Raw genomic sequence first — 13,971 nt, 5'->3', positions numbered from 1 at the left:
CCTAATTTTAAAAAGCCAGGTTTGGGTTGAAATAATTTTTGTAACGTTGCCCAAAAGCCCCGATTACAAATCGGGGCTTTTGGGTTTCTCGTTTGTAATGCGAAGCCATGCAACTTTGCTTCCATAACTAAAACGAACTCAGCTGCAACCCGACTGGAAAACCCGAAAAAAAAAATTGTAATACTTGGCGGTGGCATGGCCTCGCTATCCGCGGCTTATGAGCTTACGGACTATGAAAACTGGCAGGAAAAGTATGAGATAACGCTCTATCAGACAGGCTGGCGCCTTGGTGGTAAAACGGCAACGGGCCGAAGTCAGAATGACAGGATTGAGGAACACGGAATTCATATTTTGCAGGGCTGGTATGAGACAACGTTTCGTCTGCTACGTTCCGTTTATGATGAACGAAAGAAAAATAATCTGGCGCCTGATAGTCCCTTGCAGGATTTGTTCAAAGACGGTCTGGTTGCTAATAACACCACCCTGCTCACAGAATTTGTCCCGGAACTGGGTAAATGGACCAACTGGCCGCTGATATTTCCTGAAACAGATGAGCAACCCGGATTAGGAGGGCCTTTGCCCATGTGGACTTTGATAGAAAAGGGTCTGGCACTGTCCATAGAAATGTTGCTGGGTAGTCCGTATTCGAAAAAAACAAGTTCATTTGCTGCCCGGATTCTTAGCCGTTTTTTTCCAAAATACTTAAACGGTGTCAGGCAAAAAGATCGGGAAAACAAAGGGTGTATGTATTTTTTGTTAAAACCGTTTTTGGGTGAAGGCGGAATCATTGAGCGGATGGTAAAAAAAGAAATGGCTCATATTACAGAAGCCCTGAAAATGTTGAAACAATCCGGGGTGGAGGATAAACATAAGCGGCATAGCCTGATTCTGGATTTGATTGAAAGGGAAATCCGGCACATCGAAAAAGAAGGGCTGCCCTATGCGGAAGATGAGCAGGAAAAAAGACACATGGCAATCGGTATTTGTTTTGCTTATTACAATATTAAAGGCATAGTAAAAGACGTATACGATCCTGCGACAGAAAACTTTGATTTCACTAAGATTGATCAGTATGATTACAGAGTATGGCTGGCTATGCAAGGCGCCCCGCAGTGGTTGGTGGATTCGGTGATTGTGCGCTTTTTTTACACAGGTACTTTTGCCAATCTTATCAATGAACAGGGTGGTGCCGTAGCAGCTGGAACGGCTCTTCAATTTTTTGCCAAATCGGCTGGTTTCAAAGGATCCTTCGTGTACCAGATGACGTATGGTACGGGCGAGGTAATGATTATGCCCATTTATGAGGTGTTAAAAAGCAGAGGCGTCAAGTTTAAATTCTTTCACAAAATTGAGCAGATACACCATTCCGACAGTGGGGAAATAGAAGCGATTTCTTACGCCGAGCAGGTTCATCTTAGTGTTAGTGAGTATAATCCCGTAAAAAAAATTAACGGCGGTAAGCTCAATGTCTGGCCTTCTGAGCCACTTTATGATCAGTTGAATACGGAGCATGCGTCCTTACTTCAAAGTGGAAAGATCAGTCTGGAAGATCCCTGGGCGGATTGGACGGATCATCAAAAAGGGCAGCTGCAAAAAGGAACTGATTTTGACGAAGTAATACTCGGCATTCCGGTTGGGACATTGAAAACGATTTGTAGCGAGATCATTCAAAAAGAAGAAAAGTGGAAATTGATGACTGACAATATCGTTACAACGCCAACGCAGTCGGCTCAACTATGGTTTTTACCTTCTTTACAAGAACTGGGTTTTGATCTGGCAGATTGGGGATTACCACCGCAAAATAGTGCGCCAAATGTGGTAGTTTATCAGAATCCAATGTATTCCTGGCTTGATAGTTCTTTGGTATTGCCGAATGAAAACTGGCCGGAAAATCAGCGGCCAAAATTCCTCGCATATTATACCGGTCCTTATCTTTTACGGAAACCTTTGCCGCCATTTTCGGCTCATGACTATCAGTCAAGTGAAAATGCCAGATTGAAAGATGCTTTTGAACAATGGCTGCAAGATAATTCTGCCTGGTTTTGGCCAAAAGGTGCAACCTATTTATATCCGCAAGGCTTGAATTTCCAATTATTGGCTGATCCAAACAATTCTGCTGATGGTTACGATCGTTTTTCAAGTCAGTTTTTCAGGGCCAATGTAAGGCCGACGGATCATTACACGCTTTCGGTTCCAAACAGTGCCCGTTACAGATTGAAAGCAGATGAGAGCGGTTTTGATAATTTATTTTTGTGTGGAGACTGGATTGATTTCGGGGGTAATGTGGGATACATTGACGGCACGATTCAATCGGGGCAACAGGCAGCTCAGGCTTTACGTAAAAAGATGAATCTGGGCGGCCACAAGGAAATCTGGTCGGAGCTTAAAGCATAAAAACGAATAAACGGCAAATAAACTAAACCAGGCCAATCCTTTTAAAGAAATGGACTGGTTTAGTTCATAACAAACTGTAATGTCAATTTGGGATCTAAACGAATTGTGCCAGAATAAATTTTGCTTACCTGATTAAGTCAGCCACAATGGAAATTCCTGTTTTATCCCGAAATGTCTGTGGAGAAACTTTGGTGAATTTTTTGAAAAAGCGGCTAAAATAAAATTCATCTTCAAAATTAAGCGCGTTGGCAATTTCCTTGATACTCTGCCTTGTGAGGTGAAGTTTCTTTTTTGCTTCCAGCACAATACGTTCCTGAATCAGGGCGGAAGGCGGTTTTTTGAAATATCTGGTACAACGTTTGCTAAAATTATTCAGAGACATGGATAACAAATCGGCGTAGTCGCTCGGCTTGTGCAAATTCAGATAGTTTTTTTCAAGTAATTTCAAAAACTGCTCCATTTGTTCGTCTCTTTTGTCAATCCTTCTTTCCTCCGAAACTGATTTTATTTTGATGCTGCTCGCCTTCGCCAGAATCAGTTGCAGATAAGAGCGCAAAACCATATCATCCGGCTCAGTGTCCGAAAATTCACGTTCGACATCAAGCATTAATCCCGAAAATATTTTGGCTTCTGCTGCTGAAAGTTTTACGGACGGCTCCAGATAAATATTATTGAACAGTAATCCATTGCAGGCAACCTGCGCTTTGTGGTATTCAATACAATAAAAATCACTGTGAAACTGTATCATTGAAAATGCAACAGGCTGGGAACTTTCAATAGATATATGCTGCAACGGGGTCGAAAATAATAGCGTTGGAGAGCTGAATGGAAACTTGCCAAAATCGGCATGAAATAAACCCTGTCCCTCATATACAAACAGAATACTATAATTTGTAAAAGATCGTGGCTTTTCAAAATTACAATCCTTCGCCTGTTTTATTCCAATCAGGACATCATTTGTTGTAGAAAATAGCTCTTTCAAAATCCGTTTATAGTTAAGTGTGAGCGGCAGATTTCCTGGAACCAATTAAAAATCAGTAAAGTCCTGCTGTCAAATTTGTCCAAGCCTTATCCTTGTTTGTCCATGTCCGAAGCGTGAAAGCTGACCTACCTTTGATACATAAATCAACAACTCTTTTCAACACAAACTTAATCACAATGAACACGTCAATCATAAAATTTATTGCCGGACTTGACCAATTAGGAAAAAAAGCGGTAAGATATGCCATCGTCATAGTATTTATCTGGATAGGTCTGCTCAAATTTTTCACTTACGAAGCCGATGGTATTGTTCCCTTTGTGGCCCATAGTCCGTTTATGTCATTTTTTTATCATCATCCGGAAGACTACAAATCACATCAAAATAAAGAAGGGGAATTGGTGCCGCTGAATCATCAATGGCATGAAGCTAATAATACCTACGGTTTTGCGAATGGTCTTGGGGTATTTCTTATTGCTGCGGGTGTTTTACTTGCTTTGTATAAAGTAGCTCCACTGCCAAGTATGATCGCAAGCATGCTCATTTTTATTATGACCCTGGGCACATTATCTTTTTTAGTAACAACACCAGAGAGCTGGGTACCTCATTTAAGTGATCAGCAATGGGGATTTCCTTATCTATCGGGTCGGGGCCGTTTGGTAATAAAAGATATTGTGATTCTTGGAGGGGCGATTATCACCATGAGTGAATCAGCTCAGCTTTATCTTTCACGATTGAATTCAAAAAAGTAGTTATTGACATTAGGAAAAACACAATAAGTGACTTTAAAATAGTTACTTATGGTGTTTTTTTGTTTGGATTAATTCAGGTTGTAATACAGGAAAATCAATATATCGGTGATTGAAATGATATTCTGGCGACGTCAAATTCTAATTGCTGAGAATATTGTTACTGGAATAGCCTAATAAATGATTGTTCAGCATTTCGATTACTGGTTGAAAATTATTTTATACGGTTACATAGATTAGAATTTTCATAGTGAGTACCTTCTTGCAAACCATTATTGAGCTTCCTGGTAAAGTGACCTCTTGTGTGTCGAAATACTTTTTTTTAGGTTAATTCATTCCTGCGCGCTCGCCGGTTGTACTTAATCCCTTCTCCTGAAACTGCTATGGACGGATTGGGTTGAATTAAAAGAAAGGAGAAAAAAGGTGATGACCATCGCGTAAGATTTTGTTTTCCGAAAGCCCTGTATAATCAAACCTATATTCTTCAGATTTGTGGAAAAAAAAGTAGCAGGGCTTAATGTTTAGAGTTTCCCACATTTTGTGATCGATATTATCTCTACAAAAAGTAAAAAATCCATTGAATACTTTCCCATATACCGGATCTTCATCGGGATAAAAAATATCGTCCTCACATCCCAGATGTTTGAACTGTTCTATGTATTCTCTATACTCCATGTTAAGCGTATTACAGATTGATACTGAAATTTAAACTAGGCCGGTTGCAACGCTTTCGGTTGCCACAAAGCACGAACATTAGAAATATCTACTTCTTTTTTAGCCTTCGCCAGATCAAAGTTTTCCTGTACATTCAGCCAGAATTGCGCGGACGTATTAGGAAAGCCCGCTTCGAGCCTAATTGCCAATTCTGGAGTTAGTCTTTGCTTGCAGTTAATCAATGCAGACAGCGTTTTACGGGTAGTTCCTAAATGCTGTGCAACTTCTTCAATAGTAAATTTATGTCCTGTTTCTTCCCGCAACCCTTCGATGGTTTCGCGGATAAGCTCGCCCGGGTGGGCTGGATCAAATAAAGCCATGGTACCTTCCTTGTTTAGTGATAATCCTGATAATTAACGTCTGCGGCATTCTTTCCATCAAAACAAAATGTTATACGCCAGTTTCCTGACACACGAACGGAGTAATACCCCTGCATATCTCCCTTAAGTGCATGAAAGTAGTAACCCGGTTCATTCATATGCTCAGGCAATTCAGCCGCATCAAGACGCGTTAAAATTAACCTGATCCTGGAAACATGGTTTTGTTGTAGCTTCGATCTGTCGCCTTTGGTTGCATACAGTTCTAAACCTTTGTGCCGGTAACTTATAATCATAACACTAATGTAACCTGAAACGTGTCAGGTGTCAATAATTATTTTTACATTTTTGGATGTTTTTCTGCAAAGCGGCTTAAATACGCCTAACCGGATTTGGTAAATGGATGCTGAAAACGCTGCCTTCCATGCTTGATATCGCAAATGTTGCATTATTTCTATCTTCCGATCTGGCAGGAAAAATAACCGGAGTTACGATTGATGTTACAGCCGACACCAGTTCGGCATTGAATTACAGATTAACTGTCTGATAAAAAATCTCCTGATCACATCAAATTTGTGGTCAGGAGATTTATCTATTTTTTATGAAAATAATTGGGGTTTGGCTTTATAAGTTTCCCACAAAAATTCTCCAAATAAAGTATTGGCCCAGGCAAACCATGATCTTGTAAATTTAGTTGCATCATCTTTATGGAACGACTCATGCATAAAACCCGTACCGCCATGGCATTTTTTCAGCATATCAATACAGGATTTTATTTCCTTGTCATTGTTGCTTGTCAGTCCGCGGATAATAATTCCCAACGGCCAGATCATATCCAGTCCGATGTGCGGTCCGCCAATTCCTTCTCCGGCCTTTCCTTTGAAAAAGAAAGGATTATTTAGCGATAACAACATTTTACGCGTGTTCTGATATATCGGATCGCTCACCGGCAAGGCATCAAGATAGGGCAGTCCCAAAAGGCTTGGCACGTTGGCATCATCCATCAGGTTGTAGCTTCCATAACCATTAACTTCATAAGCATATACCTTACCATATTCTTTGCTGTCAACAACTGCATGAATTTTTAACGCATTTTCCACTTCGACAGCTAGCGCAGTCAATTCCGCAGCGGCAGCCTTATCTCCACTTATTTTTTCAACCATTTTTGCAGCCTGTTTCAAGCTGACAACGGCGAAAAAGTTGGATGGTATCAGGAAGGAATAAATCGTCGCATCGTCACTTGGGCGGAATGCTGAACAGATCAAACCAACCGGTTTTACCGGATATCCATACCCGTTCATTGGCACGCCATCCGTTGCCCAGGAAGTTTTTCGCTGAAAATGGTAAGGTCCGTTGTTTTCTTTTCTTTGTTGCTCTTTGAAAGTTTTAAGCGTTAGCATGATCGCTTCTTTCCATTTGGCGTCAAACGGTGTAGTATCGCCCGTCAATTGCCAGTAGCGATGGGCAAGCCGGATGGGATAACACAACGAATCTATTTCCCATTTACGCTCATGTAAACCGGGTTTCATATCCGTTTCATCCGTTTTCCATTCACCCGTTTTGTTAGCGTCGTCATAAAATGCATTGGCATAAGGATCCCGCAAAATACATACAGCCTGACGGTTGATAACACCGGCAATTAGTTGCTGAAGGGTTTTATCTTTTTTGATAAAATCAAGATATGGCCAAACCTGAGCGGTGCTGTCGCGCAGCCACATAGCATCAATGTCACCCGTGATAACATAGGTATCAGGTTTTTCGCCTTTGCCGTTATAGGTCACGGTAGTATCCAGCGTATTTGGAAAACAATTCCCAAAAAGCCACCCAAGTTCTTTGTCCTTAACTCCCGACTGAAATTCCAGAATGGAATCTTCGATCACCTTGCTGCTAAATTTCCGTTCGCCGGGATTTACTCTTACTACCGGGAAATCGGGATTGGCAAAAGCAGGCATTTTGCCGATCATAAGGCCTGTGCCCAATAAGGCTGTACTTTTTATAAATGTGCTTCTGTTCATATAAAAATGTAAAAAATAAAATTCTTGTTGTGCTGGTTTACTATCTGCAATCCACTAAAATAAGATTATATTGTGAACTAATTGTCTTAATATTCCAATTGGTGCCTACAAATAAAGTACTAAAAAAACGTACGGAATTGTCAAATCATACATTTGTTTTGACATATAGCTCTGTTTCGTGAAATGGATAATCACAAGGAAATATATCTTTTGTATATCTTGATCGGGATGCAATATACAGCACGTTTGCAGAAATGTTTCAGGGAACAGTGCAAGAATATGAGTCAGAAGAATAAAAGAGAACCAACAACGTCCTAACAAATGCAAATTATGAAACTCATTACCTTATTCTTATTACTTTTTGCCAATTCCTTTGCCAAAGCACAGATCGATCCTGATTACAAATTTCCGGGAAAAGGTCTAAAACAGCACGACTTTTTATACGCCGGCGAGTGGGATATGCGCAAGCCAACAGCCCAATCCATGTTCCTGGTTCGGGGTGGAAAAGTGGTGTGGCAATATTCGGTCCCACTGCGTACTGCTACTGGTTCAATCCAGGAATTTGATGATGCCACGCTGCTTTCCAACGGCAATATTGTGTACGCCTGCATGTCGGGGGCGGGAATAATTACACCAGAAAAAAACATTATCTGGCAATATACCTGTGCGCCAGGGACAGAAACGCATTCGTGCCAGCCGATTGGGAAAGATAGTGTTTTGATGGTTTTGAATGGAACTGTCGGTAAAGTATTGATCTTCAACACTGCCGAAAATAAACTTTTGAAAGAAATCGTAATCCCTACGGCAGGAACCGGATCACATTATCAATTTCGTCATGTAAGAATTACGCCGGGCAAAAAATCCATTATGGTAGGACTTCTGAAAGAAAAAAAAGTGGTGGAATTTGATTTGGATGGAAAAGAAATCTGGTCGGTTAACGCCTCGTCGGCCTGGTCAGCAATTCGTCTGCATAACGGAAATACTTTGATCTCCGGAGATTCCGAAGGTTATACCCGTGAGGTTAATAGCAAAGGAGAAACGGTTTGGGAATTCACCCGCGCCGATGCGCCTTTCAAAGTGGGTAGCACACAAACTGCTAACCGACTTGCTAACGGAAATACTGTAATTTCCAGTTGGATTGCCGGCAATAATAACACCGCCGAATGGGCTGGTACAGTACAGGTTTTTGAAGTAAACAAAGATAAAAAGGTTGTTTGGGCGCTTTCATCCTGGGACAAACCTGATCTTGGACCTGCAACTTCTATTCAAATACTGGACGAACCGGGTAACCCGGATAATGGGTCTTTGCAACGTTGAAAAAAGTAATTAAGTCATATTTCTATTTTTGATGAACACGGTGAAACAAAATAAAATGAACCCGGAATTCACCTTTATTGCCACAATTTTCATCTTACTTTTTTTGATGAAACCTGAAAATATTTCGGCTGAAACGTGGCACTTGAAAAGAGAAATTATTATTGATAATCAAGGTGATGTTGTGACCGATGTCGTTATTAAAATCAAACTTACCACCAATGATTTCAATTTTACAAAAGTAAAAACGGATGGGGCCGATATTCGTTTTTCTACTTCTTCGGGTAAAATGAGCTGTAACGGATTATCTTACTGGACTGAACAATGGAATGAAAACGGATCGACGATCATTTGGGTGAAAATTCCCGTGCTCAAAGCAAAAACACGCAACTCTATTTTCATGTTTTATGGAAATTCAAATGCCCTGTCAGTATCTGACGGAGATAAAACATTTCTGTTTTTTGACGATTTTGAAGATAACGGTTTTACAAAAAATGGACAAATACATCCATTGGTGAAGTTATTGAAAAAGAGGGTCAGTTGAAATTAAAAGAAACCGATGGTCAGGACGGAATTGTAACGGCCAATTTCAATGTCACCGGAAAAATGATCGTTCGCACACTTTATCAGCGCGAAGGTGCGGATAGACATTGGGTGAGGGCAGGAGTAGGAGGCTGGAACAACTAGTTAGCTTTTGGAGATCACACAGATTGGGCCGCAAACGGAACAAATTATGTGATGTTATTTGACAGCGCAAGTATTGGAAGCCTGAAAAGCGCACCACTAATCAAAGCACCAAATACAGTCATTACGGACAAATGGAGGAGAACGGATTATTGGTTCGATGGCAATAAGCTTTATGGAAAACAAGACGATGTTACGGTTGAATTTCCTCTAAAAAATGCAAGTTCAAAACTAACTTTAAGAAAACTGGACAACGATAGCTGGGCTAATTTTAAATATATATCCGTTAGCAAATATTCAGGTCCGGAACACAAAGGCTTGCTGGGAAAAGAGGAAAGCAATTAATATACTTGAGTTGTGAATGGATTTAAATAACATTTACTCAAAGCAAGTAACGCCAAAATATTTATCCTTTAAATAAAAAATGTTCATCAAGATATCGGATCCTGTTGAACATTTTCTCTACCGCAACTGTACTTATTCAGCAAGCTGAATACTCAATAATATGCCAAGTGCCATGATACCAGCAAAAAAGGAAACCATAGACGGTAAATGGTCTGTTTTCAATTTGCCACCTTGCAATAGAAGGTAACCGATCAGCAGATTAAATCCACCCCATAAAATATTAACCAAAGGAGAAGATAAGCTTACCCCCGGATGCTCCGCAAATGGCGTTGTGAATTCTTTACCAGAAATGCCATGAACAAAATGCGGAACTGCATTCGCTAAAAATACCCCAGCCCAAAATGAGGAAACATAATGATACCACTTCATAATCGTGTTTTAAGTAAGGGCTGATTATTTAGCCTGATAACCGCCATCTACAAAAAGGATGTTGCCTGTCATAAACCCGGCTTCATCAGATGCCATGAACAAGATACCACTGGCGATATCTTCTACTTCTCCCAGACGATTCATGGGGTGTAAAGAAGCAATACTTTCTTCTGAATAACTTCCTGAATCAATTGCGGTTTTGAGAATGTCGGTTTTAATAGCACCCGGAGCTATTGCATTTATTCTGATTCCCTGAGTGGCATATTCAACGGCGGCTGCTTTTGTGAGCCCAACTACTGCATGTTTGGATGCACAGTATTGCGCAGCATAAGGCAACCCATTTGCACCGGCAATAGAAGCAAGGTTTACAATAGATCCCCCACCTGACTTCAGCATTGCTTTTATTGCGTACTTCATACCGAAAAATAAGCCAAGAATATTCGTGTCAATCAAATCCCGAAAATTTTCAGTAGTGTTATCAGCCAAAAAGCCACTTTGTTCACCTGCTATGCCGGCATTGTTGACCAACACATCCAGGTTGCCAAATATTTTCACTGTTTCATCAATAAGCGCAGCTACTTGCGTTTCATTTCGTATATCAACCTTCATGTAGATACAAGTCGCTCCTGTTGAAGTGATTTCCTCGGCCGCCTGTTGCCCGGCAATTTCATTGCGTCCGGAAATGACGACGTTAAAACCCTTTTGTGCAAAAGCGATGGCTGTTGCTTTTCCGATTCCGATGGAACCGCCTGTTACAATTACTGTTTTCTTTTTCATCTTATCGTTGTTTTGTTGTTATTAATAAATGACAAAACAAAGGTCCGAATGAAATGAAAAAGCAGTTTTTGCCGTAAGCTCAAAGATGTTATGGTCAGCGGCTCATGGCTATGCTTGAAGGAGTATATCCGAAATGTTGTTTGAAGGAAGTCGAGAAATGAGAAAAATTTTCAAAACCAACCTCCAAATACACATCAGATGGTTTTTGATATTTATTGGTCAGCAGGTAATGCGCCTGTTTCAGTCGTTTTTTTAGTAACCATCTCTGTGGCGGCTCATTAAAGGATTTTTGAAAATCTCTTTTAAATGATGCAAGACTTCTGCCTGTGAGATAAGCGAAACGGTCAATAGGTATATTGAATGAATAATTTTTGATCATAAATTCCGTGAGGTCAATCTTGCCGGGTCCTGCAAAATTTGCAAGTACACAATCTATGCTTGTATCAATCGCTCTTAAAATGGTTATTGCTTCACTTAATTTTATTTCTGTCAAATTTTGTGGAAGCTCCTCTCCATGTAATTCATAGTAAGGCAAAATGGAATCAAACAGACTATGTAGAAGTGAGTGCTTTTGTAAAAATTTTACCGGCCACAGGTTTTTGTTGATAGGATTGAGTTTTATTGAAGCATAGTACTTTTGAAGAAAAACCTGTGAGAATAAAATGGTAACGGATTTAAATTGTTCGTCTAGTGCAGGATGTTTGGTGAATTTTGCGATTAAATGCTTGTTAAGAATAATGGTTTCATTTTCATTTACCGTGTAAGTCGTGTCAGCATCCGTAATGGTCATACTACCGGAAAAAACATGGACGAGCGCATGCTCTGGAACTGTGTTTTCCACATTCATATATTGCTTTTCCGTACAGGAAAAGAAAATATCGGACTTTGATATGAAGTTTGTCGTTACCATAAGAAATGAGAGCTTTTCAATAAACGAAGCTTAGATAAAGTAATAAATGCAAATTGCGTAATGTCAAAACGGTAAAATCCTTCAAAACGAGGTTACTTTGTTTTGCGAACCAAACAATCTTTTGATGAAAGATTTTACAGTTGCAATATATTGCTTAATAGATGATTTATTCTTTCATTTGAGTATGGTATTCAAGGAATTAAATCTTTAAAGTGTATATTTAATCGACTCTTTTCCAGTGGCCGTTTGTAAAAACATTAGAATTGGCAGGTCTAAAATCATGAAAGGAGAAGAGTTTAGGCGGTATAATGCGTCTAAACGGGAATATTTTTATGGTTTCAAGACGGCCGCCGCCGCGGTCTATGTATACCAAGGAAGGTATACATGTGGAATTTTTGGTAACCTCTGGAAGTATTCATGATAATACGTCATTTCAGGGAATGTTTTTGGATTAACCCGAAAACAGTGACTTATATGCCGATGCAGCCTATTTAAACGAAGAGCAAAGAAGAATTGCTTTTGAGATTTAATAACATCAGACTTAAAGCAGAAACAAAGAAGAACTCTGTAATCAAAAATACATGGGCCCAACAACTTGAAAATAAGTATTGTAGAAAATATCTTTGCCGATATAACGGCAAAATTCCCTAAGAAAATTCATGCAGTTGCGGCTAAAGGTTTCTTGTGGAAAATTCTTTCTTTTATCATTATGTATGTCCTGGATTCACAAATTTAGCACTACGCAACTTACATTAATATATTAAAATAAAAGTGCCGGAATTTTCATCGAAATTCCGGCACTTTTATTTTAAATTGACTCAAAAATTTTTGAGCTATACGCCCAAACTCCATCCTTCGCGATAAGTACGTTTCACATACTGGTTCACTTCGTCAAAGTTGGTCACTTTCATGTTTTCATGATCCCAAAGCATTTTCATATTGGCGCCCGGGTAATCAAATCCTTTTCCTTTTTCTCTCGCTTTTGGCATATCGGCACCTCTGATTGCCAGGTTAGCCATAAGTATCGCTTCGGTCAACGGACCGGCCAATTCAAAAGGAGAGCTAAGTTCCATTTTTCCATAACCCGCAATCGCGCCTTCCACCCATTGCGCATAATGACCTTCTGCGCTACCGGGCACACGGGCAAACTTTTGTTTTACTTTCACTTCGTCCATACGCGAAAGCGGCAGTAAACGCGGATTTGCAGCATATTCACTCGCCATCATTTTTCCCTTTGTTCCCACAAAAAGAATACCGCTATTGCCATCACCAAACAATTCATTCGGGCCCAGTTCTTCCGGACGTTCCGGTTTTATACCGCCATCCATCCAGTGCATGGTTACGGGGCCTTTTGTTTTTGCAGTTTTTGGGAAAGTTAAGGTAGCATGGCTTGAAGGCGGACAGCTGTCCGGGAAAATTCCTCTTTTGCCGAAATCTGTAAAAACGCTGCTTACGCTTGCCTGTACATCCAGGGCATATTTAAGGCCAAGAACGCGAAAAGGAGCTTCCATTAAGTGGCATCCCAAGTCACCCAAGGCGCCTGTACCATAATCCCACCAGCCTCTCCAGCTACCGGGAATTAGCTTGTCTACATAGTCCTTTTTAGGTGCCGTACCCAACCATAAATCCCAGTCAAGGCCTTTTGGAACTGGTGGTTTTTCTGTTGACCAGGGAATACCCTGTGGCCAGATCGGCCGGTTTGTCCAGATATAAACGGTGTGAACTTTGCCGATAGTTCCGGCATCATACCACTCATGCAGCTGGCGTACTCCGTCACCAGATGAACCCTGATTTCCCATTTGCGTCACCACTTTATAGCGAGCAGCCGCTTCTGTAAGCTGGCGGGCTTCATAGATATCGTGTGTCATTGGTTTTTGGACGTACACGTGTTTGCCAAGCTGCATGGCACCCATTGCAACTACCGCATGTGTATGATCCGGCGTTGAAACGGATACGGCATCAAAATTTTTCGATTCTTTTTCAAACAATTCGCGCCAGTCTTTGTAATACTTGGCTTTTGGGAAATTCGTTACACTTTGGGCAGCACTTCTGTCGTCTACATCGCACAAAAAGCCGATATCAGCTTTACCGCTTTTGGCAAAATTGGCAATATCGGATCGTCCTTTACCTCCAACGCCAACACCTGCAACAATCAGTCTGTCGCTCGGCGCCAGAAAGCCTTTTCCGCCTATTACATGACGTGGAACGATCATAAATGCGGCTGCTGCCAAACCGGATGTTTTGATAAAATCTCTCCTCGAAGAAGCAATTTTGTCATTACCTGTACTCTTTTCCTGCATTTCAAGATTCTGGTTAAGTGGTTTATAATTAGGAAGACTTTAAG

At 40.6% G+C, this 13,971-nt stretch carries 15 protein-coding genes; 7 read left to right on the top strand and 8 right to left on the bottom strand.

From position 1 onward, the window contains the following. The first annotated feature begins 69 nt into the window (after positions 1–69). Positions 70–2,394 (top strand): NAD(P)-binding protein, encoded by a 2,325-nt coding sequence (locus FZF08_RS18890; RefSeq protein ID WP_310590607.1) that lies wholly within the window; start codon positions 70–72, stop codon positions 2,392–2,394. 124 nt (positions 2,395–2,518) lie between these two features. Here FZF08_RS18890 and FZF08_RS18885 read toward each other — a convergent pair whose 3' ends face one another. Continuing rightward, positions 2,519–3,376, bottom strand: a complete 858-nt coding sequence (locus tag FZF08_RS18885; RefSeq protein ID WP_159471587.1) for a helix-turn-helix domain-containing protein — start codon at positions 3,374–3,376, stop codon at positions 2,519–2,521. 176 nt (positions 3,377–3,552) lie between these two features. Here FZF08_RS18885 and FZF08_RS18880 point away from each other — a divergent pair, with 176 nt between their 5' ends. After that, complete coding sequence (locus FZF08_RS18880; RefSeq protein WP_159471585.1) at positions 3,553–4,125, top strand: DUF417 family protein; 573 nt, start codon at positions 3,553–3,555, stop codon at positions 4,123–4,125. 707 nt (positions 4,126–4,832) lie between these two features. Here FZF08_RS18880 and FZF08_RS18875 read toward each other — a convergent pair. Together FZF08_RS18875 and FZF08_RS18870 are read right to left on the bottom strand one after the other, a co-directional pair. After that, on the bottom strand, positions 4,833–5,156 hold the full coding sequence (locus FZF08_RS18875) for a HigA family addiction module antitoxin (protein WP_159471583.1): 324 nt from the start codon (positions 5,154–5,156) through the stop codon (positions 4,833–4,835). Positions 5,157–5,170: 14 nt separating this feature from the next. Continuing rightward, a complete protein-coding gene (locus FZF08_RS18870) occupies positions 5,171–5,449 on the bottom strand; it encodes a type II toxin-antitoxin system RelE/ParE family toxin (protein WP_159471581.1) in 279 nt (92 codons plus the stop codon). A 107-nt stretch (positions 5,450–5,556) separates the two neighbouring features. On the opposite strand from FZF08_RS18870, the gene FZF08_RS18865 reads away from it, so the two are divergent. Then, positions 5,557–5,700: a hypothetical protein gene (locus FZF08_RS18865; RefSeq protein ID WP_200837128.1), complete on the top strand. Its 144-nt coding sequence runs from the start codon at positions 5,557–5,559 to the stop codon at positions 5,698–5,700. A 52-nt stretch (positions 5,701–5,752) separates the two neighbouring features. On the opposite strand, the gene FZF08_RS18860 is transcribed toward FZF08_RS18865, so the two are convergent. Then, positions 5,753–7,168, bottom strand: a complete 1,416-nt coding sequence (locus tag FZF08_RS18860) for a glycoside hydrolase family 125 protein (RefSeq protein ID WP_159471579.1) — start codon at positions 7,166–7,168, stop codon at positions 5,753–5,755. A gap of 330 nt (positions 7,169–7,498) precedes the next feature. On the opposite strand from FZF08_RS18860, the gene FZF08_RS18855 reads away from it, so the two are divergent. Genes FZF08_RS18855 through FZF08_RS18840 form a run of 4 tightly spaced genes read left to right on the top strand, consistent with a single transcriptional unit; the run spans position 7,499 to position 9,511 of the window. Then, a complete protein-coding gene (locus FZF08_RS18855) occupies positions 7,499–8,485 on the top strand; it encodes a hypothetical protein (protein ID WP_159471577.1) in 987 nt (328 codons plus the stop codon). A 55-nt stretch (positions 8,486–8,540) separates the two neighbouring features. Beyond that, positions 8,541–9,026: a DUF2341 domain-containing protein gene (locus FZF08_RS18850; RefSeq protein ID WP_159471575.1), complete on the top strand. Its 486-nt coding sequence runs from the start codon at positions 8,541–8,543 to the stop codon at positions 9,024–9,026. After that, positions 9,023–9,169: a hypothetical protein gene (locus FZF08_RS18845; RefSeq protein WP_159471573.1), complete on the top strand. Its 147-nt coding sequence runs from the start codon at positions 9,023–9,025 to the stop codon at positions 9,167–9,169. Before FZF08_RS18850 ends, FZF08_RS18845 begins: the two co-directional genes overlap by 4 nt. Positions 9,170–9,220: 51 nt before the next feature. Next, positions 9,221–9,511 carry a hypothetical protein gene (locus FZF08_RS18840; RefSeq protein ID WP_159471571.1) on the top strand — a complete coding sequence of 97 codons (291 nt, stop codon included), beginning with the start codon at positions 9,221–9,223 and terminating at the stop codon, positions 9,509–9,511. A gap of 132 nt (positions 9,512–9,643) precedes the next feature. Here FZF08_RS18840 and FZF08_RS18835 read toward each other — a convergent pair whose 3' ends face one another. The 4 genes from FZF08_RS18835 to FZF08_RS18820 form a co-directional block, all read right to left on the bottom strand. Further along, the gene (locus FZF08_RS18835) at positions 9,644–9,940 is read right to left on the bottom strand and encodes a hypothetical protein (RefSeq protein ID WP_159471569.1); all 297 of its coding nucleotides are present in this window, start codon (positions 9,938–9,940) and stop codon (positions 9,644–9,646) included. 24 nt (positions 9,941–9,964) lie between these two features. After that, positions 9,965–10,717, bottom strand: a complete 753-nt coding sequence (locus FZF08_RS18830; protein WP_159471567.1) for an SDR family NAD(P)-dependent oxidoreductase — start codon at positions 10,715–10,717, stop codon at positions 9,965–9,967. A 94-nt stretch (positions 10,718–10,811) separates the two neighbouring features. Next, entirely contained in the window at positions 10,812–11,627 is an 816-nt protein-coding gene (locus FZF08_RS18825) for an AraC family transcriptional regulator (protein ID WP_159471565.1), read from the bottom strand. An 833-nt stretch (positions 11,628–12,460) separates the two neighbouring features. Next, positions 12,461–13,927: a Gfo/Idh/MocA family protein gene (locus FZF08_RS18820; protein ID WP_159471563.1), complete on the bottom strand. Its 1,467-nt coding sequence runs from the start codon at positions 13,925–13,927 to the stop codon at positions 12,461–12,463. Between the last annotated feature and the right edge of the window lie 44 nt (positions 13,928–13,971).

The sequence above is a fragment of the Dyadobacter sp. 3J3 genome, assembly GCF_009801115.1.
Taxonomy (GTDB): domain Bacteria; phylum Bacteroidota; class Bacteroidia; order Cytophagales; family Spirosomataceae; genus Dyadobacter.
This window is presented reverse-complemented; position numbering and strand designations above follow the sequence as displayed.